The sequence below is a fragment of the Streptococcus sanguinis genome (assembly GCF_900635155.1).
Lineage (GTDB): Bacteria > Bacillota > Bacilli > Lactobacillales > Streptococcaceae > Streptococcus > Streptococcus sanguinis_G.
The window spans coordinates 2,144,031-2,167,672 of sequence record NZ_LR134002.1 but is presented as its reverse complement, the minus strand read 5'-3'; the positions used below and the strand labels follow the sequence as shown (position 1 = coordinate 2,167,672).

Here is a 23,642-nt window from a genome sequence, read left to right as displayed (position 1 = left end):
TCTTTGTAATTTTATATATCTTGGAAAGGTTCCTTATTTTTGGTATGATAGGATGAACGGAGGATTCCATGAATTTTGAAAAGATAGAACAAGCTTATACTCTGATTCTCGAAAACGTCCAGAATATCCAAAACGCTCTGGCGACCAATTTTTATGATGCTCTGATTGAGCAGAACGGCATTTACCTAGATGGAGATACGGACTTACAAGAGGTTCTGACCAACGATGAAAAAATCCGCTCTCTGCATTTGAACAAGGAAGAGTGGCGGAGAGCCTATCAGTTTATCCTGATGAAGGCGGCCCAGACGGAGCCCATGCAGGTCAATCATCAGTTCACTCCTGATACAATTGGTTTTCTGATTACTTTCTTATTGGACCAGCTAGCTCACGGAGAGGAAGCTGATGTATTAGAAATCGGCAGCGGAACAGGAAGTTTGGCGGAGACCATTCTCAACCATACCCAAAAGAAGATAGACTACTTAGGTCTGGAGTTGGATGACTTGTTAATCGATCTTTCAGCCAGCATTGCGGAGGTTATGAACTCTAAGGCTCACTTTGCTCAGGGGGATGCAGTTCGGCCTCAGTTTCTGAAAGAGAGTGATATCATTATCAGTGATTTACCGGTCGGTTATTATCCAGACGACAGTATCGCCTCTCGCTATGAAGTAGCGAGTACAGATGAGCACACTTATGCCCATCATCTCCTGATGGAGCAATCGCTCAAATATCTGAAGCCAGGTGGTTATGCTATATTTCTGGCGCCAAATGACCTCTTGACCAGCGCTCAAGCTCCTCTGCTGAAAAAATGGCTCCTAGCCAAGGCTCAGTTTATCGCGATGATAACCTTGCCAGAGTCTATTTTCTCAAGCAGCAAGCATGCCAAAACTCTTTTTGTATTGAGGAAACAAGAAGCGAATAATATTCAGCCTTTTATCTATCCTCTGCGGGATTTGCAGGATCATGATGAAATGTTTAAATTCCGTCAAAGTTTTCAAAACTGGTACAAAGATAGTGAAATTCAAACAAAATTTTGATATAATGATTTTGAAAACGCTTAAAGAGGTGAAGAAATGTCGAAAACAATTTCCATTAATGCAGGAAGCTCAAGCTTAAAATGGCAACTCTATCAGATGCCAGAAGAAAAGGTCTTGGCTAAGGGCCTGCTGGAACGGATTGGTCTCAAGGATTCTATTTCAACAGTGAAGTTTGATGGTCGGTCAGAGAAGCAGGTTCTTGATATTGAAGATCACACGCAGGCCGTAAAAATTTTGCTGGATGATTTGAAACGCTTTAATATCATTGAATCTTATGATGAGATTACCGGTGTGGGCCATCGTGTTGTGGCTGGCGGTGAATACTTTAAGGATTCAGCTCTCGTTGATGAAGAAGTGATTCAAAAGGTAGAGGAGTTGTCTCTTCTAGCTCCATTGCATAATCCAGCCAACGCTGCAGGCATCCGTGCTTTTAGAGAAATTCTGCCAGACATCACCAGCGTGGTAGTCTTTGATACCTCTTTCCATACCACTATGCCGGAGAAAGCTTATCGCTATCCGATTCCGACTAAATATTACACTGAAAACAAGGTTCGCAAGTACGGAGCTCACGGAACTAGCCATGAGTATGTGGCCAAGGAAGCTGCTAAAATTTTGGGTCGTCCGATTGAAGAACTCAAACTTATCACTTGCCATATCGGTAACGGAGCTTCCATCACAGCAGTTGACAAGGGCGTTTCTGTAGATACCTCTATGGGATTCACACCACTTGGCGGCGTCATGATGGGAACGCGTACAGGAGATATCGACCCCGCTATCATTCCTTACCTGATGCAATACACAGATGACTTTAATACTCCAGAAGATATTAGCCGCGTCTTGAACCGTGAGTCAGGCCTGCTGGGAGTTTCTGAGAAGTCTAGTGATATGCGTGATATCCATGAGGCAATGCGGGCAGGTGATGCCAAGGCTCAATTAGCCAACGACATTTTTGTAGACCGGATTCAGAAATACATTGGTCAGTATCTTGCTGTTTTGAATGGAGCTGATGCTATCATCTTTACCGCAGGAATCGGTGAAAATTCTGTAACCATTCGTAGATTGGTTGTTGAAGGTATCTCTTGGTTTGGCTGTAACGTGGATCCAGAAAAGAATGTGCGTGGTGCTGAAGGCGTGATTTCAAGTCCTGATGCCAAGGTCAAAGTCTTGGTTATCCCGACTGATGAAGAATTGGTCATCGCGCGTGATGTTGAACGATTCAAAAATCAATAAATTAAGAAAATCTAAAAGCTCAGTTTGACTGGGCTTTTTGTATGCGTTAAGAAAGGATTTTCTTGGTTATTGGCCTTGAAAACATTGAGCGATTCTATCTCATAGCCACTGTCAGTATTAGTTCTCAATACGTGATATACAAAATGCTTGCAGTTAAGAATTGTCTATACAAAAAGAGAAAATTAAGCTATACTAGGAAGGAAAAGGAGGAAGATATGAAAGCAATTCTAAAAAAATTAGAGTACATCCTACTGACTCTGTTTGTCTTATTTCTCAGCCAGATACCATTTATATTTATCCGACAGATGACTGCTTCTGAGAAGAGTTTTTCAGCTGGACAGACTATCTTTGTGCTGGTGGTATATCTTTTGATTATCTTTTTTGTTCTGAGAATGGCTAAGCAAGAAGAACTGCTGAGTCTTGACTTTAGCTTCTTCAAATGGTCTTCGTTGGGCTGGTTAGCTGTTTCTAATGTTGTCATGATTGGTGTCAACATGTTGGGAGCAATTATTATGATGCTGGAAGGTCAGGCCATATCCACTGCCAATCAGGATGCCTTGAATGTATTATTTCAGCATGTACCCAAGATTTTATTAGTGGTAGGAGCTGTGATTCAGGCCCCTATCTTGGAGGAAGTAGTCTTTCGTGGCTTGATTCCTCAGAAGATTTTTACCAAGCATTATGTTTTGGGATTGGTTGTAGGAGTCATTCTTTTCGGTCTTTTTCATAGTCCGACCAACATCGGCAGTTTTGTTATATATGCAGGTATGGGGGCTGTTTTAGCCGCGGTTGCTTACATATTTAAGCGTTTGGAAATGTCTATTTTGGCACACATGCTGAGAAATGGAGTTGCAGTACTCATTATGATACTGACAGGTTTGGTGAACAAGTAAGAAAGCAGAGAATATCTGCTTTTTTTGTCATTTGAGGCACAAATTAGGACATTTGAGGGGATTTCTCCCAGCTTGCTCTTACTTCTTCTATAATGAGAAGAGAAGAATGGAGAGAATATGCTGAAATTAGAGAAAATCATTCAATTGTTATTGCTGGCTATGTTGACTCAGACGGGACTGCTGCTCATACTTCATCCAATGCCTCATCGCTTGGTCTTTAGTCATGCTAATTTGCTTTTTATGGTGGGCTTGCTGGGATTGCTTTTTTGTTGTGCCTTTTATTTTTCCAGACAACTGCAGGAAATCAAAGGTTCTTTGCGTCAGTCAAGCAACTATCGACACCTGCTTTTCTTGTATTTTTTGATGATTTTGGTCAATGCTGCGGGGGTTCTTCTGCTGTGTGGTAAGGAGGCGCAGTCAGGACAGGCGATGGAGCAGATGCTAACGGAGAGTTTTCTGTCATCTTCTCTTTTGCTTCTGGGGATTGATATTGCCGTTTTATCCCCTGCGGCACCGAAATTTGTTGGTAGGGACTTCTCTCTTCGCTATCGGAAGAGCTGGGGGATTGCACTAGGTTTGCTCTGCTTTTCCCTTGCGAAAAATCTTCAGGAAACTCTGTGTTTTCTCTCCTATCTAGTTTTGGGATTAGTCTTCGCCCATCTCCTCAGGCCTTATTTTCAGCGTTTGGAGCTGTCTATGCTGGCCCATATTCTCCGAAATATGATTATTCTCAGCCTTTTACCCTTTTGCTTTTAGAAAGTGTTTTGTCAAATAGAATAATTATGGTAGAATGGTAAATGAAACAAGGGACTAGATAAGGTCTTCTTGTGAAGTCGAGTGCAGTTCATAGGACTGGATGCTGCATCTGCTGAGAGCTTTGCGGTACACTAGATGAGTGTGCCTTTTTTGTTGAAGAGCAGGGCAGTCGATAGAAATGAGATGAAAGTCAAATGGTAAATCTAAAAGCAATTGCTCCAGATGGCCGAACGGGCCTCTGTGGTATTATCAATGCGACGCCGGATTCCTTTTCAGATGGTGGGCGCTACAACACGGTTGAGACGGCATTGTCTCAGGCTAGAAAGCTGATTGCTGAGGGAGCTCACATGCTGGATATTGGTGGTGAGTCTACTCGGCCAGGCAGTCATTTTGTGGCTATTCAAGAAGAGATAGAGCGGGTGGTGCCGGTCATTGAAGCTATTCGTCGGGAAAGTGATATTGTGATTTCTGTGGACACTTGGAAGTCGGAAGTGGCTGCAGCAGCTTTGGCTGCGGGTGCAGATATTATAAACGATATTACTGGTCTCTTGGGCGATGAAAAGATGGCGGAGACGGCTGCGAAATATGGCGCGCCAGTCATTGTCATGTTTAATCCAGTGATGGCTCGTCCTCAACATGCCAGCTCAAGGATTTTCCCAGAATTTGGCTTTGGTTCAGCCGTCACAAAGGAAGAGTTATCTCTTTTTACAGAGCTGCCGATTGCAGAACTAATGTGGAAGTGTTTTGAGAAATCTTTGAAGGTGGCCGAAAATGCTGGCCTTTCGCGTGATAATATCATGCTGGATCCAGGGATTGGTTTCGGTTTAACCAAGCGGGAGAATCTTCTCATTTTGCAGGAGCTGGGTAGTCTCCATCAGGCTGGTTTCCCTATTTTTCTTGGGGTTTCTCGTAAGCGGTTTCTCGTTAGTATCTTAGAAGAAAACGGCTTTGAGATCAATCCTGAGACTCAGGAAGGCTTTGAAAACCGTGATATAGCTTCAGCCCATCTGACTAGCCTTGCGGCCAGCAGAGGTGTTGAAGTTGTCAGAGTACACGAAGTTGCTAAGCACCGGATGGCTGCTGCCGTTGGCGATGCGATTCGTCTAGCGCAGCAGACAGAAGATCTCAATCTAGGTCAGTATAAGTAAGATGAAAAAACAAGAATTACCTGATTTAAGCTGGCTGGAAGCCTATCGGACAGCCAGTCCCAATTTTGGTTTGGAGCGGATGGAGCGTTTGCTGGAGCTGCGGGGGAATCCGCATTTGCAGCTACCAGCCATTCATATTGCAGGGACGAATGGCAAGGGCTCAACCATTGCCCATCTGCGCCAACTTTTGGAGGTGCGAGACCTGCGTGTTGGCACCTTTACCTCTCCTTATCTAGTCAGCTACAATGAGCAGATTGCCATTAATGGCAATGCGATTTCCGACCAAGACCTTCAGAGATTGCTGAGCCTTTATCAAGACCTCTTGGCCCAGCATGCGGCTGACTCTAGTTTACAGGGAGTGACTGAGTTTGAGATTATAACTGCTCTGGCTTATGATTATTTTGTCCAGCAGCAGGTGGATGTGGCTATTATCGAGGTCGGCATGGGTGGGCTTTTGGACAGTACCAATGTCTGCCAGCCTTTGCTGACTGCAATCACGACAGTCGGTCTGGATCATGTGGCCCTGCTGGGTGACAGTCTAGAGGCTATTGCCCAGCAAAAAGCAGGCATTATCAAGCCTGGAGTTCCCCTTGTGACCGGTAGGTTGGAGCCGGAGGCTCTGGCAGTAGTCGAGCAAAAGGCTGCTGAAAAAGATGCTCCTCACTTTTCTTGGTCTCAAGACTATCAAGTGGAACATCAAGAGTCAGAGGAGGGGGAGTGCTTTTCCTTTTCGAATGCCTATCGGGTCAAAGACTCCTATCAAACAGCTCTGATGGGACTGCATCAGGCGGACAATGCTGGATTGGCTCTGCACTTGTGTGACCTATACTGTCAGCTGCAGTCGCTGCCCTTTTTAACAAAAGAAGAGGTTGAGAGGGCCTTGCTTGCTGCTGTATGGCCAGGGCGTTTGGAAAGGATATCGGATCAGCCGCTCATCCTTCTGGATGGAGCCCATAATCCCCATGCTCTGCGGTCGTTAGCAGCGACATTGGACCAGCATTATCCGACGTATAGAAAGCATATTTTATTTGCTTGTATCCAAACCAAGGCCTTGGATGATATGGTGGAGCTGCTGCAAAAGATTCCCAAAGCAGCTATAAGCTTGACAACCTTTGCTGATCCGCGGAGTTTTTCTAAAGAAAGTATGCAAGCCTTGGCCGAGCAGCAAGGTCTGTCTTACAAAGAATGGCCGGATTATTTAGCAGATTATTTAGCAGTAGAGCATGAGTCAGATGAGCTTTTGCTGATTACGGGTTCTCTTTATTTTCTGGCTCAGGTTAGAAAATCAATCCTTGAGAATCGCAAGTTAGACTTTGCTGAGCGTCCTTCTCAGTCAAGTCAATTATCAAAAAATAAAAATGAACATAGGAGTATATATGGACACGAAGAAAATTGAAGCGGCTGTAGCCCAGATTATTGAGGCGGTTGGAGAAGATGGAAGCCGCGAAGGTTTGCAGGAGACGCCACAGCGCATTGCTAAAATGTACCAGGAAATCTTTGCTGGGCTGGGTGGGACTGCTGAGGAGCATCTGGCTAAGTCTTTTGAAATCATTGACAATAATATGGTAGTGGAGAAGGATATTTTCTTTCATTCCATGTGTGAGCATCACTTCCTGCCATTTTACGGGAAGGTTCACATCGCCTATGTGCCTAATGGTCGGGTAGCAGGCTTGTCCAAGCTGGCCCGAACGGTAGAGGTCTATGCCAAGAAACCGCAGATTCAAGAGCGATTGACCGTAGAGATTGCTGAAGCCTTGATGGACTATCTGGGTGCTCAAGGGGCCTTGGTCTGGGTGGAAGCTGAGCATATGTGTATGAATATGCGCGGAGTCAGAAAGCCTGGCACTGCAACGGTTACTACAGCGGCGCGTGGCATTTTAGCGACGGACAAGGACCTAAAAAATGAAGCTTACAAACTGATGGGACATTGATCTTATCAGTGGTGGAGCGTGTTAGGAAAGGCCAAGTAGTTTTATTAAGGATGAAATGCAGAAACTTGAATCAGAAAGGATAAGGGAATGGATCAGCTGCGCATTAAGGATTTGGAAGTGTATGCTTATCACGGTCTGTTTGGAGCAGAGAAGGAATTGGGCCAGCGTTTTGTGCTGGATCTGATTTTGGACTATGATATGACTCGGGCTGCCAAAACAGGCGACCTGACGGCTTCTATCCACTATGGAGAATTGGCTCAAGATTTGACCCGCTGGTGTCAGGAAAGCAAGGAAGACTTGATTGAGACACTGGCTTACAAGTTGATTGATCGGGTTTTTCTGACTCACCCTTTGGTGCAGAAGGTCAGCTTGGAGGTCAAGAAGCCTTGGGCACCAGTGCCGCTGCCTTTAGAGACCTGCTCAGTCAAGCTAATGCGTCAAAAGCGGAAAGCCTTTATTGCTTTGGGTAGCAATCAAGGCAGCCCAGCTGCCAATCTGGATGCTGCTTTGGAAAAAATGGCAGAGCAAAATATAAGAATTTTGCAGGTATCAAGCCGTATCAAGACAGAGCCTTGGGGTGGCGTTGAGCAGGATCCGTTTCTCAATCAAGTTGTTGAAGTGGAGACCTGGCTCAATCCTGAGGAGTTAATGCAGACACTCTTGGCTATCGAAGCGGCACTAGGGCGCGTGCGGGAAATCAAATGGGGACCGCGTGTGATTGATCTGGATATTCTTTACATAGGACAAGAAGAGTTTTATAGTCCGGACTTGATTGTTCCTCATCCTTATGTGGCTGAACGAGCTTTTGTCTTGCAATCTCTGGTGGAAATCGCGCCACACTTTGTCGATCCAGTACAGAAAAAAAGCATCCGCCAACTCTGGGATGAGGTTGAAAAATGAGAAAAGAAGCTTGTCGTAAGGCAAGTTTTTTTATTGTCTGAAGTTTCTCTGAACTTACCCCTGTATACTAAAGAAAAATCAAAAGGAGTTCAGTATGGAACATACAGTGAAAATAGAAGGAGTCTGCAAAAAGCATGGCAGCAAGCAGATTTTAGAAGATATTTCTTTTACAGCTAGAAGCGGTCGGATTACAGCCTTTCTGGGTCCAAATGGTGCTGGTAAAAGCTCGACCTTGAGGATTCTCTTGGGGTTAGATCGAGCAACAGTAGGGACTGCAACTTTTGATGGGCGAACTTATCAGTTAATGACTTATCCGCTCAGAACGGTAGGTGCAGCCTTTGACGGCATTGGCGGTCTGCCAAATCGAAAGGTCTATGACCACTTGAGAATTATTGCGGCGAGTAATGCTATTCCCAAGTCTCGGATTGATGAGGTTTTGGAGATGACTGGAATCGCTCATAAGAGGAAGGACTTCTTGTCAAGCCTGTCTCTGGGGGAAGGTCAACGGTTGGGTTTAGCAGCAGCTTTGCTGGGTGATCCTCAGTTTCTTATATTAGATGAGCCGACTAATGGACTAGATCCAAGTGGGATTAAGTGGTTTAGAAAGTTCATCCGTCGGCAGGCTGATTTAGGGAAAACGGTACTTCTATCTTCTCATATCCTATCAGAGGTGCAAATGGTGACAGATGATGTAGTCTTGATTCATCATGGGCGAATTATTGAGCAGGGACGATTGGAAGAGGTGCTGCAAGATTCAGACAGTCTAGAAGATCTCTTCTTTGATTTGACAGAGGAGGTTTAAGATGAAAGAAACGATGTCCTTATTGTATTCAGAATGGTTGAAAATCCGCTCAACCAAGGCTTTCAAAGTGAGTGTGGCCTTCATGCTGCTATTGGTGCCTGTCGTATCCTGGTTGGAGGGCCGACAGTATCTGTCTATCGGCTTGGATGCTACGCCTGAGACGGTTCCTAATCTGATAAACGCCATTGATCCGCTGGAATATCTAGGTCTCAACGGGGCTTCTATGGCGGTCATGGTTTTGGTCATTTTAGCTGGAATTTTGGGAGCTATGGAATTTCAGTCTCATAGCTTGAGAACCAGTCTCTTGACCTGTAATAACCGCCTGAAGTTGCTTGTGGGGAAACTCATGACCTTTACTTGCTTTTCTCTTGCCACTAGCTTTTTATCAATCTACTTTAGTTATATGGTCATGCATCTCGCTTTAGGAAAGGAAGGACTTGATCCGATTTTACTTAATCAAGCTGCCTGGAGTCATCTTTTATGGAAGGCACTAGCTACTGCATTGCTAGGTCTCCTGTCATTTTTATTGGGATTACTTGGGCGGACGATGTTGCTTCCCTTACTCTTTCTCGTACCCCAGATTTATAATCTGGGAAACTACCTGGAAGCTCACACGAGTTGGGGAGCTTATCTGCCACAGCCAGCTGGAGAATTGTTTGCTGCAACGCCAACTTCCCAATATGCCAACAATCCCTTGCAAGGGCTGTTGATACTTGGTGCATGGTTACTAGTCATCGGCGGTATGACCTCTCTGCGCTTTTTGAAGACGGATTTAGGAGGGCGATACTGATGATCAAAGCTCTACTTAGAAGCGAATGGATTAAGTTCTGTTCTTACTATCTCGCTCTTGGTGCAGCCTTGGTGGCTCTGGTAATCGTTCCATTTTTTCTGATGAATCTTGACTACAGTCAGACAGCAGTTGGTCAGACGAAGGCTCTGAGCGAGGTTTTGCACGCCCTCTATCTGGCGCAGCCTGTCATCGTCATCTTTACTTCTCTCTATTTTGCCCAGGAGTTTGTCAAGTCTGGGATGCGAACGAATTTTCTAGCCGTATCAAATAGAAGGGCTTGGTTGGCTGGGAAAATCCTTTTTCTGGCCGTGCTGCTCTTGGCTCTCTATAGTGTCATTATAAGTAGCTGTTTCTTTGTTATGCTGGCTCGTTTTGACCTAAGCTTTAGCTGGTCCTTACTGGGGACACTCCTCTATTACAGCTCTTTTGGTATTCTCAGCAATCTTTTTCTGGCTTTTTTAACTGCTGGCCTCGCTTTGCTATTTCAATCTTGGGTTGTGCCGGTGTCGGTGCTCTTTCCTCTCTTGATTGGTCTCAGCCGTTTATTGGCAACATTCATCAAGGAAGCAAAATACCTGCCCGATCTAGCTACCCTAAATCTTTTTGAGTATGAAGGGCTTCAGCATTCAATAGATCTATCAGGGCTGGGAATACAGCTGTTATGGTTAGCTTTGGTTTGGGGCTCTGCTATATTCTTAACCTTGAAACGAGATGTTCGCTAGAGGTATGCTATAATGGAAATTATGAGACAGTATCGTATTTTGGTGGTTGATGACGACCGGAGCATTTTGAAGCTAGTGAAAAACGTCCTAGAGCTCGATGCTTATGATGTGACGACGCTTGATCGGATAGAAGACCTAGAGCTGACGCATTTTGTCGGATATGACTTGATTCTGCTGGATGTGATGATGGAGCCTGTTAATGGTTTTGAGCTGTGTTCCTACATTCGTCCTCATCTTTCGTGTCCAATCATCTTTCTGACGGCTAAGGAATTGGAGGCGGACAAGGTGGAAGGGCTCTTTCGCGGAGCAGATGACTATATTGTCAAGCCTTTTGGAACCAAAGAATTGCTGGCGCGTGTCAGAGCTCATCTTAGGCGGGAGGAAAGACGTGAGGAGCGATATTCTGAAATTGCTTCTTGTCAATTTTATCCAGAGCGCTATGAAGTTGCCTGTTTTGGTAAAGTCTTGAAATTTTCAGAGCGAGAGTTTAAGTTGCTGCATTTACTAGCTAGCAATCCCAAGCAGACCTTTTCAGCTGAACGCTTGCATACCTTGCTTTACCCAGAAAGCTCAGAAACACAGCTTCGTTCCATCTCAGAATACGTATATCAGATTCGTCAAAAATGCAAACAAGAAGGGCTGCAAGCAATCGCAACAGTGAGAGGAATAGGCTATAGATGGCAATTAGAACCCGAAATTTCAAAAGCCTAGTCTGGACAACCAGTTTAAAAATCGTCTTTTTCCATGTTTTGATTTTTGTGCTGATAGGCTATGAATTTACGCAAGGAAGTGATTATGTCCTTTTTACCTTGTTCTTTTGGGCAGGGAGCTTGCTACTGATTACTTTTTATCATATTTTGAAATTGCTCCGAAAAATCGACAGGGAAATAAAAATGCTAAAGAGCGAGAAGCTTTTAGAAGAAAATCAAAGTCAGCTTTTTCGGATTGAGGAAATGCTAGAAGTCTACAGCGATTTACGGAGCAGCCACCAAGAAAATGCTCGTCTTCTAGAAAGAGAGCAGCAGCATAATCAGGAGTTGATTTTACAGCTATCAGCGACATCGCACGATTTGAAGACGCCCCTAACTGTGATTAAAGGGAATGCTGAGCTCTTGGAGTTGGCGCAGTTGAGCCAGCCACAGGCAGACTATGCTTCTGAGATTTTGCAGGCTAGTCACAAGATGGAAGAGTATTGTGGCTCTTTGATTGATTATGCTAAGACCTTTCAGATTGATTCTAATCAGTTCAGTCGGCTTTCCTTAGGGAGCTTTTTGGCTTATCTCCAGGACGATTGGGCACTGTTCAGCAAACAGGAAAGCTATCGTTTTTATCTCCAAGAAGATTGTGCTCTTAGTCTGATTTTGTCGATTCATTTGGACTATCTCAAACGGGCTTTGCTCAATATTTTACTGAATGCGCTTGAACATGCAGACCAGGATCAAAAGGAAGTCAAGCTAACGGTATCAGTGCAGCAGGATCAGTTGGTTTTTGCTATCTGGAACAACGGCCCTTCATTTTCAGAGGAGATGCTGCTGGGAGCGGAACGGCTCTTTTGCCAGAGTGACCAAAGCCGCAATTCAGCTAATCCCCATCATGGTATCGGCTTAGCCTTTTCTAAGCAGGTAGCTCTCTTGCACGGTGGTCGTCTGACTCTGCTCAATCCAGACCAAGGAGGAGCCTGTGTCGAGTTGACTGTGGCTTTAAAAGGCAAATAACAGAGGAAATCAATAAAGATGATAAAAGAGAGTGGGACAGAAATCGGTAATTCGTTAGAATTCGATTTCGTCGTCCCACCTCCGCATAGTTGAGTAGGGCTGTAAAAGCTGATGAAATCAGCGTAGTAGAGCCCACTCAACCACTGCGTCTTGCTCGACAATCCAAAGACAATTGAGAGGCTAGGACTTTTGTCCCAGCCTCTTTTTTTGCCGCTTTCTTCTTGACAACATATGTAAAGGGAGCTATACTATATTTGAAAAGTAAAGTTGGTTTTACATTATGGAAAGGAGGCAGCCTTGGAAAATCGAATTCAAGAATTACGAAAAAGAAAAAAGCTCAGCCAAGAAGAACTGGCTGACAAGCTAGAGGTCACGAGACAAACGATTATTTCTTTGGAAAAAGGCCGCTACAATGCCTCGCTGCTTTTGGCTCATAAGATTGCATCCTTTTTCAATTTAAGGATTGAAGAAGTTTTTCTCTTTGAGGAGGATGAATCATGAAATGGACTTATTTGTGTAAATGGATATTGGCTATTTTGGTGGTTATTACTTTATCTTATCTCCATTTCACCGCCAATTTTATCCCTAAGGAAATCCTGCCTTTTGTGGGAATGTTCCTGATTGTAGTGATCTTGAAAATTTTTCAAGCGTATGAAAAATAGGAGGCTGACATGGAAAGACTAACGAAACAAGAATTTAGGAAAAAACTTCAAAGGAAGGTTATCGTAGGGCGTATCTTAAGCTTTATCATCTTGGTAGGACTGGCCTGGAGCCACTTTCATTCTCTGGATGATCAGCAGGAAGGAGTCATGGTCGGCATACTGCTGGGACTTTCTTTGATGACCATTCGGTATAATCTGGCCTTAAGACGGGAGGAAAATTTTGAGAAGCTCTACATTCAGGTGACTGACGAGCGCAATCGCATGATTGACGAAAAGACTCGTACTTTGCTTTTTAATATCCTTTTGCTGCTGGCAGCCTGTTTGAGTGTCCTGTCCATGATTTTCCCAATCATCTTAAGTCTCAATCAGTTTCTGACCTTGATCATTATTCTAGTTTTGGGGCTTTACTATCTCTTGCGTTTTCTCCTGTCTAAGCGTTATTAACAAAAAAAGCTGGCAGAGCCAGCTTTCTAAACAAGCTTTTAACAGAGCTTGTTTTTTTATTTTCTATAGAGTCTATCATACTGGTAAACAGGGTCCATGGTAACGTGGATGCCTAGTTTGCGCAGGACGTTTTTGTCTTCATCAGTCAGAGTGACAGTGGAGTGGGCCTCGCTGCCCTTGAGATTGCCGAGTTGCTGCATGGCATGCGCAGCATCCTGATTTTCCATGGCTGTGATTGCCAGAGCCATCAAGATTTCGTTTGAGTGGAGGCGAGGATTGCGGCTGCCCAAATGATTGATTTTCAGGCCTTGGATTGGCTTGACATACTCCGGCTCGATCAGCTTGGTCTCTTTGGCAATATTGGCTAGTTTCTTAATGGCATTAATCAATACAGCAGCCGTAGGACCAAAGAGTTCAGAGGTCTTACCGGTTACGATTTCACCGTTTGGCAATTCCAGGGCCAGAGCTGGCTCACCAGTGCTTTCAGCCTTGGCACGCGCAGCAACTGTTACCTTACGGTCCAGCGGTGTGATGCCCAAGTCGTTCATCAAGAGTTCGATTTTCTTGACAGCAGATTCAGAAACGCGCTCCGCCTTGAAGTCCAGAATAGTCTGGTAGTAGCGACGGATGATTTCCTGTTGAGATGCCTCGATGGCAGCATCGTTGTCTACAATGGCAAAGCCGACCATGTTGACGCCCATGTCTGTTGGAGAAGCATAAGGTGATTTTCCAAGGATGCGCTCTAGCATACGCTTGAGGACTGGGAAAATTTCAATATCACGATTGTAGTTGACTGTGGTTTTTCCGTAGGTTTGCAGATGGAAAGGATCTATCATGTTGACATCGTCCAGGTCTGCCGTCGCTGCCTCATAGGCTAGATTGACCGGATGGTGCAGGGGCAGATTCCAAACTGGGAAGGTTTCAAACTTGGCGTAGCCTGATTTGATGCCATTGATTTGGTCGTGGTACATGTTGGATAGGCAAGTAGCCAATTTACCAGAACCAGGACCAGGCGCGGTAACAACGACTAGATTACGGCTGGTTTTGATGTAGTCGTTTTTCCCCATACCTTCAGGTGAGATGATATGGTCCATATCGGTCGGATAGCCCTTGATCGGGTAGTGGATGTAGGAGGCGATGCCATTTTTTTCCAGCTGGCTGCGGAAGAGGTCAGCTGCTGGCTGGCCGGAATACTGGGTGATGACCACGGAGCCTACGTAAATATCCAGCTCATTAAAGGTATCGATTAGTCGCAGCACTTCCTGGTCATAGGAAATGCCCAAATCCCCACGCGCCTTAGAATGTTCAATGTTGTTGGCATTGATAGCAATGACAATCTCTACTTGGTCCTTGAGCTCTTTGAGAAGTCTGATTTTATTGTCCGGCTCATAGCCTGGCAGGACGCGGGCAGCATGGAAGTCTTCCAGCATTTTACCACCGAATTCCATGTAAAGTTTGCCCTCAAATTGATTGATGCGCTCCAAGATATGGTCGCGCTGCAGGTTTAAGTATTTCTCAGAATCAAAAGCAATTTTTTTCATGTATATTTTCACCTCTGCTAAGCATTATAACAAAATTTTCTTCAAATTGGAAAGTTGAAAGGGAAAGTATCAGACAAAAGAGATAGCAGCCCGAATGAAGAACGGACTGCTTTTTGAAATTAATAGTTGGTAATCGTGTCCACCGTTGAGCGATCCAGCTTTTTGACCAAAGCTTGCAGGAAAGCTTGGGCTTGCAAAAAATCGTCCATGGCATAGAGAGTTTGGTGAGAATGAATGTAGCGGGCGCAGACACCAATGGTAGTAGATGGTACGCCGCCACTTTGGAGATGGGCAGCACCAGCATCCGTTCCGCCCTTGCCGCAGTAGTATTGATACTTGATGCCGGCTTCCTCAGCAGTTGTCAAGAGGAAGTCCTTCATAGCTGGCAGCATGAGATGACCAGGATCAAAGAAGCGAATCAAGGTTCCGTCGCCGATGGCTCCTTGACCGCCATAGATGTCGCCCGCTGGGGAGCAATCCACAGCCAGAAAGATCTCAGGAGCAAATTTTGTCGTCGAAGCATGGGCACCACGCAGGCCAACCTCTTCTTGAACATTGGCGCCGACATAGAGTTGGTTGCCTAGTGGTTGACCAGACAAGGCTTGAGTCAATTCGCTGACCATAAGGACGCCGTAGCGATTGTCCCAGGCTTTGGAGATGATGTTCTTGCCGTTAGCTGTGAGAATAGCAGAGCTGTCTGGCACGATCGTGTCTCCTGGACGGATGCCGTAGCTTTCAGCTTCCGCCTTATCCGCAAAGCCACCGTCAAAGACAATATCTGCAATCTGTGGCATAACTGGTCCGCCAGATCCGCGTGTCAGATGAGGAGGGACAGAGCCTGAGATAAGAGGGATTTCCCGACCTTCACGGGTAAAGAGTTTGAAGCGTTGGCTGCTAACGACCAGGGGGTTCCAGCCGCCGATTTCCACCACGCGGAAGGTCCCGTCCGGCTTAATCTCGCTGACCATAAAGCCAACCTCATCCATGTGGGCCGCTACCAACACACGGGGAGCATTTTCAGCTTCTGCATGGCGTACCCCAAAGATACCGCCCAGGCCGTCGGTGACGACCTCATCGACATGGGGAGTGATTTTATCCCGCAGGTAGCTACGAACAGGTGCCTCGTGACCTGAAATGGCAGAAAGTTCTGTTACTTCCTTGATTTTTGAAAATAATGTTGTCATAAACTTACCTTCTTTCTGCCCCCTATTTTATCACTTTTTGCGGTAAATGAGTAGGTAAATCTTATAGCTTGCCTGAATCAACAGGACTGCCCATTCAAGAATCCAGCTTCTCCCAGGAAAATCTGGAATATTGTTTGTCGCCTCTGCTCTTTTGTGTTAAAATATTCTACATGAAAGCTAAAAAAATCATTTTAACCACAACCGCCCTTTTGGGGGCTGGAGCGCTGGCTTTTGGAGCAGCCAAAGTCGTACAGGAGCAGAAACGACTGCGTAATCGGGAGGAAATCGTCGAGCTTGTGCGAGATTTCTTTTCCAGTCAGGGTAGTATTTCCTGTCTCTATGTCAAGCTCTATGAGTCCACAGATGACCGCTTGGTTGGAGGTCTGGTCTTAGAGGACGACCGTCATTTCACCTTTGTCTATGAAAATGGTCAGCTAAGCTACGAGGAAGAAGTATGATTGTTCCTGTAAATATAGAGGAATTGGCTTCTTATGTCAATGATGGGGAGAAGACTGTCTTCTTTTTCACGGCTGACTGGTGCGGTGATTGCCGATTTATCCAACCTTTTCTGCCAGAGATAGAAGCTGAAAATCTTGACTATCGCTTTATCCAAGTGGACCGTGATGCCTATCTGGATCTGGCCAAAGAGTGGGACGTTTACGGGATTCCCAGCTTAGTAGTGCTGGAAAAGGGACAGGAGATTGGCCGTCTGGTCAATCGTGAACGCAAGACCAAGGGTCAAATCAATGAATTTTTAGCTAGTATAAGAGAAAAAGGGAGCGTAAAATGATTTTTACCTATAATAAAGAATATGTCGGTGATGTGCTGATGGTTATTGTTGCGGACAATCAAGGAGCTAAACTGGCGGCTGAGCGCAAGGGACGGGTAGCGCGTGTTTACCGTGAAGACAATGGCCAGACAGTAGCTTGGAATATCTTTGAACAGTCTGACCTTTTTGAAATTGCAGAGCGAGGACAGGTCTTTTTGACAGATGAGCAAGTGGCCATTCTCAATCAGGAGTTGGGCAAGGAAGGCTTCCCAGCGGACTTGATCAATGACAGTCAGCCGAAATTTGTGGTTGGAGAAATCGTTGATATGGTAGCTCATCCAGATAGTGACCACCTGAATATCTGCCAAGTGCAGGTAGCTGCTGATAAGATTGTTCAAATCGTGGCCGGTGCTCCTAATGCCAAAGTCGGCCTCAAAACGATTGTGGCTCTGCCAGGTGCCATGATGCCTAAAGGGAATGTGATTTTCCCAGGAGAACTTCGAGGCGAAAGGAGTCTTGGCATGATGTGCAGCCCACGGGAACTTCAGCTGCCTAATGCTCCGCAAAAACGTGGGGTTATTGAATTATCAGATGACCAGGTTGTTGGAACTCCATTCGACCCAACTAAACACTGGACTGCCTAGGAAGTTGTCAGTATCTGATACACCAGATAGGAGGGAATAAGGTGGCGAAAAATGTTGTGATTACAGGAGCGACATCAGGAATTGGTGAAGCGATTGCGCGTGCTTATATGGAAATGGGTGAGAATGTCGTTCTAACAGGGAGACGGACAGACAGACTAGAAGCCCTCAAGTCGGAGTTTGCAGAAACTTTTCCAAATCAAACGGTTTGGACTTTCCCACTGGATGTGACGGATATGGCCATGGTGAAGACCGTCTGTTCCGATATTCTAGAAACGATTGCTCAGATAGATATCTTGGTCAATAACGCTGGACTGGCTTTAGGACTAGCTCCTTATCAGGACTATGATGAGTTGGATATGCTGACTATGCTAGATACCAATGTCAAGGGTTTGATGGCGGTTACTCGCTGTTTCTTGCCTTCCATGGTAGCAGTCAATCAAGGTCATATTATCAATATGGGATCAACAGCAGGAATCTACGCCTATGCGGGTGCAGCGGTCTATTCAGCCACCAAGGCTGCCGTCAAGACTTTTTCAGATGGGCTTCGAATCGATACCATCGCAACAGACATCAAGGTGACAACCATTCAACCGGGGATTGTTGAAACAGATTTTTCTGCAGTACGTTTTCATGGTGACAAAGAGCGGGCTGCGACGGTTTATCAGGGAATCGAAGCCTTGCAAGCTCAAGATATCGCAGATGCAGTGGTCTATGTGACCGGTCAACCTCCTCGTGTGCAGATTACAGATATGACCATTATGGCCAATCAACAGGCGACAGGATTTATGGTTCATAAAAAGTAAAAAATTTTCATCGAAAAGTTACAAATTTCTGTAACTTTTTTTGATTTCCTGCGAATAAATAGATAGGAGGAAAGAATATGTATAATAAAGTAATTGTAATCGGCCGGCTGACGGCTACGCCTGAACTGCACAAGACTGCGAATGAAAAATCTGTGGCTCGTGCAACAGTCGCGGTTAATCGTCGTTATAAATCTCAGAGTGGTGAGCGTGAGGCGGATTTTGTAAATGTGATTGTCTGGGGGCGTCTAGCTGAGACTTTAGCCAGCTATGCAAGTAAGGGCAGCTTGATTTCTCTGGATGGTGAGCTACGGACTCGTCGCTATGAGAAGGAGGGGGCGACTCATTATGTGACAGAGGTGCTCTGTCATAGCTTCCAGCTTCTGGAAAGTCGGGCTCAGCGTGCCCTGCGTGAAAATAATAGCGCAGCTGATTTGGCAGATTTGGTGTTGGAAGAAGAGGAACTCCCCTTTTAAGCAAGAAGCAAAGACTGGGAAATGACCCAGCTCTAAAAAATCATCATTCAGTTTTGCAGGATGCAAGCTCTGTTTGACTGAAAGTCTATTTCTCTCAAGCTTTTAAAAGTTTAATTATGATTGCCGAGGTGGGACCAAGAATCAAAAATCATGGATTTTTTAGATTCTGTCTCGCCTCTTTTATTATAGCTATTTCTAGAAAGATTTTGCTTTTTGGCGGCTTTGTAATATAATAATGCTATATGTTTCATAAAGGTGCTTGCGGCGTAGGGGGTGAAAAATGGTATCAGCTACGGTCAAAAAACGGATACAGCATTATCAAAAGAAGGCTCTCTGGCCGCTTTTCATTCTGCTTATCTTGGGTTTGCTTTTTGTTTATTTCAAGGGTGTTCTGCCAGATGAGAAGCAAGTCAAGATAGGGGTGACCTACATGACTATGAACAATGACTTTTACAAGACCTTAAATGCGGAGCTGGAGAAGAAAACTAACCAGCAGGGCAGCCGACTCTATGTCCGGGATCCTGAGCTGGATGAGGGCAAGCAGAGCCAGCAGATTGACTTTTTTGTCCGAGAAAAGGTTGATGTCATTGTCATCAATCCGGTAAAAAGCAATAGTCCAAGTATTATTTCCTCTCTTCAAAAGGCTAAGAAAGCTGGTATTAAAATCATCGTAGTGGATGCGCCTATCAGTCAGGATGTAAAAGTGGATACGACAATTGTGTCTGATAACTACCAAGCAGGCGTCCTGATTGCCCAGGACATGATGAAGCGTCTGCCTTCTGCCAATATTCTTCTTCTGGAGCACCGCAATGCCGTCTCTGCCATGGACCGGATTCAGGGATTTATTGATACCATTGAAAATCAGCCTAGCTATAAGGTTGTTTCCCAGAGAGAAACATTGGGCCAGACAGAGGAAAGCATGCCGCAAGTAAAAAGTGCCTTAGACGAAGGATTGGACTTCAATGTAGTCATGGCGCTCAATGATCGGGCAGCTATCGGGGCCTTGGCTGCTATTAAAAATCAAGGTCTTGATAAGAAAATCTCCATCTACGGTGTGGATGGATCGCCAGATATCAAAAACTTTCTGGCTACGACTAGCGATATAGAAGGAACGGTGGCCCAATCTCCCATTCAGATGGGACGCAAGGTGGCGCAGGTAATTGAGCTGATGCAGGAGGGGAAATCCTACGACAGCCAATACCTGATTCCTGTTCACTTAGTTAACAGGGATAATATCAGTCAATACACAGTTACAGGGTGGCAATAATGAGACCTCAAAAAAGTATATTTTACAGCAAAATAGCCCTGATGGTCATCAATCTGGTTGCCATTGTCTATAATGCATCCATCTATCTCTTTGCGACCAACTATGTAGCGGCTAAGGGCTTCAGTCACTCGCTTTTGGAGCGTTTGGATGCCATTCCGGGCTCTCCCAGCTTGATTTTCTGGGTATCAATTAGCCTCTATGGCAGTCTGCTTTTGGTCATGTACTATCGGGAGCGCCACCCCAATCAGCTGTCCGTCTATGACAAGGCGACCATTATTGAAATCCTGCTCATGCTGGTCATTTTTTCCGTCTTGCACTCGTCCTACAATGGCTTGATTCTCTTGGTGTTTGCGGATATTTTCTATGGATCTAAGGAGTTCAATTCTTCCAAGGACAAGAAGTACTGGTTTTCTTTCATTATTTTGAGCTTTGGCATGCTGCTCTTGTCCAACTATGACCTTATGTCGCTCTTTATCAAGTTGCCTTCTCTAGATACCTATATTCGGTTTTATCCAGAGTCCGTCCGGCTGTTACTGCTTTTCGGTAAGAACTTTCTCTACTCCCTCAATATCGTTGTCTTTATGATTTCCTTGCTCTTCTACATCTTGTCGGCTATTACAGAGCGTCATCGGATTGAGGAAGAGCTGCGCATGGCTTCTCAGGCGAATCGCGAGTTAAACTCTTATCTTGCTTTGTCTGAGAAAATAGCAGAAGACCGAGAACGGAAGCGGATTGCCAGAGAGATTCACGATACATTGGGCCATGCCCTGACGGGAATTTCAGCGGGTATTGATGCGGTCAAGGTCTTGGTTGATATTGATACCAATCGGGCCAAGGAGCAGCTCAATAATGTCTCAGTCGTCGTTCGAGATGGTATCCGTGATGTCCGCGGCTCGCTCAATAAGATGCGGCCGGGAGCTCTGGAAAATAATACTTTGAAGGAAGCTCTGATTAAGATTATCCGTGAGTATGAAGCCATCTCCAATTTGGAGATTCATCTCCGCTACGAATGGGATAATATTGACTTGGATATTGCCAAGGAAGACATTGTCTTCCGGGTGATTCAGGAGTCTATTACCAACTCTGTCCGCCATGGGCATGCCAAGACTATCTGGATTGAGCTACTAGAGGAAGAAGAAGCTTATGTAATGACCATTCAGGATGATGGTGTTGGCTTTGATGAACTCCACTATGGCTATGGCCTCAAGCAGATGCAGGAGCGCCTAATGATTATTGGCGGAAGCGTCCGCTTTGAAAATAGGGACGGTTTCTACACGCATATCGAAATCCCCAAAATAGGAGGAAGACATGATTAAGGTTTTAATAGCAGACGATCAGGCCTTGATTCGCGAGTCTCTGCAAATCATTCTGTCTGCCCACGCAGATATTGAGGTAGTCGGGACAGTCGGAGACGGCAAGGAAGTGCTGGAAAAGCTTCATCGGGTACGCCCAGATGTGATTTTGATGGATATTCGCATGCCAGTCATGGACGGTGTTCTCTGTACCAAGGCTGTCAAGGAGCAGTATCCGGATGTTAAGATTATCATTCTGACGACCTTTGATGACGATGAATTTATCTTCTCCGCTCTCAAATATGGTGCGTCTGGTTATATTCTCAAAGGGGTTTCGACAGAAGAGCTTCACGAAGCTATTCAGACAGTCTATCGGGGCGGAGCCATGATCAATCCCAATATTGCCACCAAGGTCTTCAAAATCTTTTCACAGATGGCCCAGTCCAACTTTGCCATCACAGTGACAGAGGAAAATGTGGAGGACATGAGCCGGACGGAGTGGAAGATTATCCAGCAGATTGGCTTTGGGATTTCGAATAAAGAAATTGCAGCCAAACTCTTTCTATCAGAAGGGACAGTCCGAAATTACCTGTCGGGTATCCTAGCCAAGCTCAACTTGCGCGACCGAACCCAGCTGGCTATCTGGGCTGTGCAGACCGGAGTCACCCAGAGAGATTTTAGTAAGGAAAGCGACAAATGAAGTGGAGACTAAGACATGTGGCCCTGCTGGTTGTCCTGATCATATCTGTTGCTCTGGCTTTTGTCTTTTGGGCTTCGGCTCAGGAAAAAGTTCTGCGTATCGGAGTCTACGCTGGCTCTAGCTGGGATGTGCCCAATAGCCGTGAAAACAAGATCTTGGACAGCTTGATAAAGAAGTTTGAAAAGACGCATCCTCATGTCAAGGTCGTCTATGAAAGCGGGATTCCTAAGGATGATTACGCTGACTGGCTGGCGGAGCAAGTCCTGAAAGGCGAGCAGCCGGATCTCTTTATGGTACCGGAAAACGATTTTAGCATGTTGGCTTCGACTGGCGCGCTTAAATCCTTGGATACCCTCCTAACGGATGATGAACGGACAGCCTTTTATCCAGTGGCTTATGAAGCTGGGAAATATCAGGGAGTCAGCTATGCCCTTCCAGTTGAGAGCAATCCTATCATGATGTGTGTCAATAAAGACCTGCTTGAAAAGGAAGGAATTAGCATTCCTGAGTCAGGCTGGACTTTAGAGGATTTCTATGAGATTTGCAAGAAGGTAACCAAGGATACCAATGGCGATGGTGTGGTGGATCAGTACGGTATAACAGATTACACTTGGCAGCAAGCTCTGGTAGCTTACGGCGGCCATCTTACCGATAAATCCGGTATCAATGTAGACAGCTCAGAGATGCACCAAGCCTTGGCCTTTATGAGCAAGCTAGACATGCTCAGCCAGCACTATAAGGTGACTTCTAATGACTTTGATGAGGGACGGGTGGCCTTCTATCCCATGAGTCTGGCCCAGTATCGGACCTACAAGCCTTACCCTTACCATGTTGCCAAGTATTCTAGCTTTTCTTGGACCTGTATCCCCATGCCGACAGCCAATAGCCAGGTGATGGGAACACAGGTTAAGACCTCGCTCTTTGCCATGTCTTCCAATACAAAGCAAGAGAAGCTGGCTTGGGAATTTATGCTCTTGCTGTCACAGGATAAAGAAAGCCAGCAGGCCTTGTTTGAAAAATCTCAGGGGACCTCAGTTTTACCATCTGTGGTGAAAAGTCAACAGGCTAGAGAAATCTTACAGGCTGATGATTTTGGCTTGGATTCCTTGACTTCTGAGAGGCTAAACCACATGATGAATCGCTCCATCATTGACATCAGTCTAGAAGTAGACCGTCATACGATGGACCGGATGGACTATCTGATTCAAAATGCTATGCAGAATCAAGAGATTGACAGTGCCTTGCCGAGCATTCAAAGAGAAATAGAAAGCGGAAAATAATCTGCTTTCTTTTTTATTGCCAATTAAGTCAGAAAAAAGTACAGCTGCCTAGACCAATATGACAAATGTCATATTTTTCCTAACAAATGTCATCTGGGCAAAATGACATTTGACAATATGAAATCGGTTACAAACCTTGTACAATAAAATCATCAATAAATCCTTCGTCATCTAAAGCCTGACTGGGCTAAGAGCTAGAAGGATAAAGGAGGCAGGAAAGATGAAATACCTTGTACTGGTCAGCCATGGGGGACTGGCTGCAGGCGTGCAGAGTTCCTTGAAGATGTTTGCCGGAGACAAGACGGATCAGGTGATTGCGGTCGGTCTTCAGGAAGGCAAGTCAGTTGATGATTTTGCAGTTGATTTTACTCAAGCCTTGTCTGGCTTAAGCGCTGATGACAGTGTCTTAGTTCTGGCTGATATTGTAGGAGGCAGTCCTCTGACGACAGCAGCTAGCGTCTTAGCTGACATGGATAAGCTCGACTCAGCAGTTATTTTGGGCGGTTTGAACCTGACCATGGGACTGACTGGCTTGGTTATGAAAGACATCTTAGACGGAAAAGAGCTGGCTCAGGCTATCCTTTCCGAGGCCACAGCTGCTTTGCAGGAATTTGAAGTCGTAAGTGATGCAGCTGACGAAGATGATGACGACATTTAGTGCT

Annotated in this window: 28 protein-coding genes; 26 read left to right on the top strand and 2 right to left on the bottom strand. The window is 45.3% G+C overall.

All coding sequences use genetic code 11. The features are described from left to right. Positions 1-68: 68 nt before the first annotated feature. From ELZ47_RS10755 to ELZ47_RS10675, 16 genes are all read left to right on the top strand, one after another. Positions 69-1,034 carry a class I SAM-dependent methyltransferase gene (locus tag ELZ47_RS10755; RefSeq protein ID WP_126436000.1) on the top strand — a complete coding sequence of 322 codons (966 nt, stop codon included), beginning with the start codon at positions 69-71 and terminating at the stop codon, positions 1,032-1,034. A gap of 36 nt (positions 1,035-1,070) precedes the next feature. Then, positions 1,071-2,264, top strand: a complete 1,194-nt coding sequence (locus tag ELZ47_RS10750) for an acetate kinase (protein WP_126435999.1) — start codon at positions 1,071-1,073, stop codon at positions 2,262-2,264. 143 nt (positions 2,265-2,407) lie between these two features. Then, positions 2,408-3,157 (top strand): CPBP family intramembrane glutamic endopeptidase, encoded by a 750-nt coding sequence (locus ELZ47_RS10745; RefSeq protein WP_164549614.1) that lies wholly within the window; start codon positions 2,408-2,410, stop codon positions 3,155-3,157. Positions 3,158-3,274: 117 nt separating this feature from the next. After that, the gene (locus ELZ47_RS10740; protein ID WP_126435997.1) at positions 3,275-3,913 is read left to right on the top strand and encodes a CAAX protease family protein; all 639 of its coding nucleotides are present in this window, start codon (positions 3,275-3,277) and stop codon (positions 3,911-3,913) included. A gap of 194 nt (positions 3,914-4,107) precedes the next feature. Continuing rightward, positions 4,108-5,061 carry a dihydropteroate synthase gene (gene folP, locus ELZ47_RS10735; RefSeq protein ID WP_126435996.1) on the top strand — a complete coding sequence of 318 codons (954 nt, stop codon included), beginning with the start codon at positions 4,108-4,110 and terminating at the stop codon, positions 5,059-5,061. 1 nt (position 5,062) lies between these two features. Continuing rightward, positions 5,063-6,457 (top strand): bifunctional folylpolyglutamate synthase/dihydrofolate synthase, encoded by a 1,395-nt coding sequence (locus ELZ47_RS10730; protein WP_126435995.1) that lies wholly within the window; start codon positions 5,063-5,065, stop codon positions 6,455-6,457. Continuing rightward, a complete protein-coding gene (gene folE, locus ELZ47_RS10725) occupies positions 6,438-6,992 on the top strand; it encodes a GTP cyclohydrolase I FolE (protein WP_126435994.1) in 555 nt (184 codons plus the stop codon). Before ELZ47_RS10730 ends, folE begins: the two co-directional genes overlap by 20 nt. An 87-nt stretch (positions 6,993-7,079) precedes the next feature. Further along, a complete protein-coding gene (gene folK, locus ELZ47_RS10720; RefSeq protein WP_126435993.1) occupies positions 7,080-7,892 on the top strand; it encodes a 2-amino-4-hydroxy-6-hydroxymethyldihydropteridine diphosphokinase in 813 nt (270 codons plus the stop codon). 94 nt (positions 7,893-7,986) lie between these two features. Further along, on the top strand, positions 7,987-8,694 hold the full coding sequence (locus ELZ47_RS10715; protein ID WP_002928938.1) for an ABC transporter ATP-binding protein: 708 nt from the start codon (positions 7,987-7,989) through the stop codon (positions 8,692-8,694). 1 nt (position 8,695) lies between these two features. After that, a complete protein-coding gene (locus tag ELZ47_RS10710; protein WP_126435992.1) occupies positions 8,696-9,484 on the top strand; it encodes an ABC transporter permease in 789 nt (262 codons plus the stop codon). Then, positions 9,484-10,206: a lantibiotic ABC transporter permease gene (locus ELZ47_RS10705; protein ID WP_126435991.1), complete on the top strand. Its 723-nt coding sequence runs from the start codon at positions 9,484-9,486 to the stop codon at positions 10,204-10,206. Before ELZ47_RS10710 ends, ELZ47_RS10705 begins: the two co-directional genes overlap by 1 nt. 12 nt (positions 10,207-10,218) lie before the next feature. Further along, positions 10,219-10,917: a response regulator transcription factor gene (locus ELZ47_RS10700; RefSeq protein WP_126435990.1), complete on the top strand. Its 699-nt coding sequence runs from the start codon at positions 10,219-10,221 to the stop codon at positions 10,915-10,917. Further along, positions 10,884-11,921: a sensor histidine kinase gene (locus ELZ47_RS10695; RefSeq protein ID WP_126435989.1), complete on the top strand. Its 1,038-nt coding sequence runs from the start codon at positions 10,884-10,886 to the stop codon at positions 11,919-11,921. The genes ELZ47_RS10700 and ELZ47_RS10695 overlap by 34 nt, the downstream gene beginning before the upstream one ends. Positions 11,922-12,218: 297 nt before the next feature. Beyond that, positions 12,219-12,422 carry a helix-turn-helix transcriptional regulator gene (locus ELZ47_RS10685; RefSeq protein ID WP_126435988.1) on the top strand — a complete coding sequence of 68 codons (204 nt, stop codon included), beginning with the start codon at positions 12,219-12,221 and terminating at the stop codon, positions 12,420-12,422. Beyond that, positions 12,419-12,583, top strand: coding sequence for a hypothetical protein (locus tag ELZ47_RS10680; protein ID WP_126435987.1), 165 nt, complete (start codon positions 12,419-12,421; stop codon positions 12,581-12,583). The genes ELZ47_RS10685 and ELZ47_RS10680 overlap by 4 nt, the downstream gene beginning before the upstream one ends. Positions 12,584-12,592: 9 nt before the next feature. Next, positions 12,593-13,027 (top strand): hypothetical protein, encoded by a 435-nt coding sequence (locus ELZ47_RS10675; protein WP_126435986.1) that lies wholly within the window; start codon positions 12,593-12,595, stop codon positions 13,025-13,027. A 56-nt stretch (positions 13,028-13,083) separates the two neighbouring features. Here ELZ47_RS10675 and ELZ47_RS10670 read toward each other — a convergent pair whose 3' ends face one another. Further along, positions 13,084-14,568 carry a DUF1846 domain-containing protein gene (locus ELZ47_RS10670; protein ID WP_126435985.1) on the bottom strand — a complete coding sequence of 495 codons (1,485 nt, stop codon included), beginning with the start codon at positions 14,566-14,568 and terminating at the stop codon, positions 13,084-13,086. A 119-nt stretch (positions 14,569-14,687) separates the two neighbouring features. Next, positions 14,688-15,752 carry a glutamyl aminopeptidase gene (gene pepA, locus ELZ47_RS10665; protein WP_126435984.1) on the bottom strand — a complete coding sequence of 355 codons (1,065 nt, stop codon included), beginning with the start codon at positions 15,750-15,752 and terminating at the stop codon, positions 14,688-14,690. A 170-nt stretch (positions 15,753-15,922) separates the two neighbouring features. On the opposite strand from pepA, the gene ELZ47_RS10660 reads away from it, so the two are divergent. The 10 genes from ELZ47_RS10660 to ELZ47_RS10615 all read left to right on the top strand — a co-directional run bounded on the left by ELZ47_RS10660 (position 15,923) and on the right by ELZ47_RS10615 (position 23,638). After that, a complete protein-coding gene (locus ELZ47_RS10660) occupies positions 15,923-16,210 on the top strand; it encodes a DUF4651 domain-containing protein (protein WP_125342633.1) in 288 nt (95 codons plus the stop codon). Next, positions 16,207-16,542 carry a thioredoxin family protein gene (locus tag ELZ47_RS10655; protein WP_126435983.1) on the top strand — a complete coding sequence of 112 codons (336 nt, stop codon included), beginning with the start codon at positions 16,207-16,209 and terminating at the stop codon, positions 16,540-16,542. Before ELZ47_RS10660 ends, ELZ47_RS10655 begins: the two co-directional genes overlap by 4 nt. Further along, positions 16,539-17,165 (top strand): YtpR family tRNA-binding protein, encoded by a 627-nt coding sequence (gene ytpR / locus ELZ47_RS10650; RefSeq protein WP_126435982.1) that lies wholly within the window; start codon positions 16,539-16,541, stop codon positions 17,163-17,165. Before ELZ47_RS10655 ends, ytpR begins: the two co-directional genes overlap by 4 nt. Positions 17,166-17,206: 41 nt before the next feature. Then, a complete protein-coding gene (locus tag ELZ47_RS10645; protein WP_002928958.1) occupies positions 17,207-17,968 on the top strand; it encodes an SDR family NAD(P)-dependent oxidoreductase in 762 nt (253 codons plus the stop codon). 77 nt (positions 17,969-18,045) lie between these two features. After that, positions 18,046-18,441 carry a single-stranded DNA-binding protein gene (locus ELZ47_RS10640; RefSeq protein WP_126435981.1) on the top strand — a complete coding sequence of 132 codons (396 nt, stop codon included), beginning with the start codon at positions 18,046-18,048 and terminating at the stop codon, positions 18,439-18,441. A gap of 280 nt (positions 18,442-18,721) precedes the next feature. Further along, positions 18,722-19,708: a substrate-binding domain-containing protein gene (locus ELZ47_RS10635; RefSeq protein ID WP_072073287.1), complete on the top strand. Its 987-nt coding sequence runs from the start codon at positions 18,722-18,724 to the stop codon at positions 19,706-19,708. Continuing rightward, positions 19,708-21,024 (top strand): sensor histidine kinase, encoded by a 1,317-nt coding sequence (locus ELZ47_RS10630; protein ID WP_002898587.1) that lies wholly within the window; start codon positions 19,708-19,710, stop codon positions 21,022-21,024. The genes ELZ47_RS10635 and ELZ47_RS10630 overlap by 1 nt, the downstream gene beginning before the upstream one ends. Further along, positions 21,017-21,700 (top strand): response regulator transcription factor, encoded by a 684-nt coding sequence (locus ELZ47_RS10625; RefSeq protein ID WP_012130913.1) that lies wholly within the window; start codon positions 21,017-21,019, stop codon positions 21,698-21,700. Before ELZ47_RS10630 ends, ELZ47_RS10625 begins: the two co-directional genes overlap by 8 nt. Further along, entirely contained in the window at positions 21,697-22,980 is a 1,284-nt protein-coding gene (locus tag ELZ47_RS10620) for an ABC transporter substrate-binding protein (RefSeq protein ID WP_126435980.1), read from the top strand. The genes ELZ47_RS10625 and ELZ47_RS10620 overlap by 4 nt, the downstream gene beginning before the upstream one ends. Positions 22,981-23,200: 220 nt before the next feature. Then, positions 23,201-23,638, top strand: a complete 438-nt coding sequence (locus tag ELZ47_RS10615) for a PTS sugar transporter subunit IIA (protein ID WP_126435979.1) — start codon at positions 23,201-23,203, stop codon at positions 23,636-23,638. Positions 23,639-23,642 lie beyond the last annotated feature (4 nt).

Bases quoted from the DNA above. Each gene is read 5' to 3' on its own strand.
- ELZ47_RS10750 (WP_126435999.1), top strand. From the start codon at position 1,071: ATGTCGAAAACAATTTCCATTAATGCAGGAAGCTCAAGCTTAAAATGG.
- ELZ47_RS10675 (WP_126435986.1), top strand. From the start codon at position 12,593: ATGGAAAGACTAACGAAACAAGAATTTAGGAAAAAACTTCAAAGGAAG.
- ELZ47_RS10755 (WP_126436000.1), top strand. From the start codon at position 69: ATGAATTTTGAAAAGATAGAACAAGCTTATACTCTGATTCTCGAAAAC.
- ELZ47_RS10670 (WP_126435985.1), bottom strand. From the start codon at position 14,568: ATGAAAAAAATTGCTTTTGATTCTGAGAAATACTTAAACCTGCAGCGC.
- ELZ47_RS10745 (WP_164549614.1), top strand. From the start codon at position 2,408: ATGCTTGCAGTTAAGAATTGTCTATACAAAAAGAGAAAATTAAGCTAT.
- ELZ47_RS10710 (WP_126435992.1), top strand. From the start codon at position 8,696: ATGAAAGAAACGATGTCCTTATTGTATTCAGAATGGTTGAAAATCCGC.
- ELZ47_RS10705 (WP_126435991.1), top strand. From the start codon at position 9,484: ATGATCAAAGCTCTACTTAGAAGCGAATGGATTAAGTTCTGTTCTTAC.
- ELZ47_RS10730 (WP_126435995.1), top strand. From the start codon at position 5,063: ATGAAAAAACAAGAATTACCTGATTTAAGCTGGCTGGAAGCCTATCGG.
- ELZ47_RS10625 (WP_012130913.1), top strand. From the start codon at position 21,017: ATGATTAAGGTTTTAATAGCAGACGATCAGGCCTTGATTCGCGAGTCT.
- ELZ47_RS10740 (WP_126435997.1), top strand. From the start codon at position 3,275: ATGCTGAAATTAGAGAAAATCATTCAATTGTTATTGCTGGCTATGTTG.
- pepA (WP_126435984.1), bottom strand. From the start codon at position 15,752: ATGACAACATTATTTTCAAAAATCAAGGAAGTAACAGAACTTTCTGCC.
- ELZ47_RS10635 (WP_072073287.1), top strand. From the start codon at position 18,722: ATGGTATCAGCTACGGTCAAAAAACGGATACAGCATTATCAAAAGAAG.
- ELZ47_RS10620 (WP_126435980.1), top strand. From the start codon at position 21,697: ATGAAGTGGAGACTAAGACATGTGGCCCTGCTGGTTGTCCTGATCATA.
- ELZ47_RS10695 (WP_126435989.1), top strand. From the start codon at position 10,884: ATGGCAATTAGAACCCGAAATTTCAAAAGCCTAGTCTGGACAACCAGT.
- ELZ47_RS10630 (WP_002898587.1), top strand. From the start codon at position 19,708: ATGAGACCTCAAAAAAGTATATTTTACAGCAAAATAGCCCTGATGGTC.
- ELZ47_RS10615 (WP_126435979.1), top strand. From the start codon at position 23,201: ATGAAATACCTTGTACTGGTCAGCCATGGGGGACTGGCTGCAGGCGTG.
- folE (WP_126435994.1), top strand. From the start codon at position 6,438: ATGGACACGAAGAAAATTGAAGCGGCTGTAGCCCAGATTATTGAGGCG.
- ELZ47_RS10680 (WP_126435987.1), top strand. From the start codon at position 12,419: ATGAAATGGACTTATTTGTGTAAATGGATATTGGCTATTTTGGTGGTT.
- ELZ47_RS10640 (WP_126435981.1), top strand. From the start codon at position 18,046: ATGTATAATAAAGTAATTGTAATCGGCCGGCTGACGGCTACGCCTGAA.
- ELZ47_RS10655 (WP_126435983.1), top strand. From the start codon at position 16,207: ATGATTGTTCCTGTAAATATAGAGGAATTGGCTTCTTATGTCAATGAT.
- folK (WP_126435993.1), top strand. From the start codon at position 7,080: ATGGATCAGCTGCGCATTAAGGATTTGGAAGTGTATGCTTATCACGGT.
- folP (WP_126435996.1), top strand. From the start codon at position 4,108: ATGGTAAATCTAAAAGCAATTGCTCCAGATGGCCGAACGGGCCTCTGT.
- ELZ47_RS10700 (WP_126435990.1), top strand. From the start codon at position 10,219: ATGGAAATTATGAGACAGTATCGTATTTTGGTGGTTGATGACGACCGG.
- ELZ47_RS10660 (WP_125342633.1), top strand. From the start codon at position 15,923: ATGAAAGCTAAAAAAATCATTTTAACCACAACCGCCCTTTTGGGGGCT.
- ytpR (WP_126435982.1), top strand. From the start codon at position 16,539: ATGATTTTTACCTATAATAAAGAATATGTCGGTGATGTGCTGATGGTT.
- ELZ47_RS10715 (WP_002928938.1), top strand. From the start codon at position 7,987: ATGGAACATACAGTGAAAATAGAAGGAGTCTGCAAAAAGCATGGCAGC.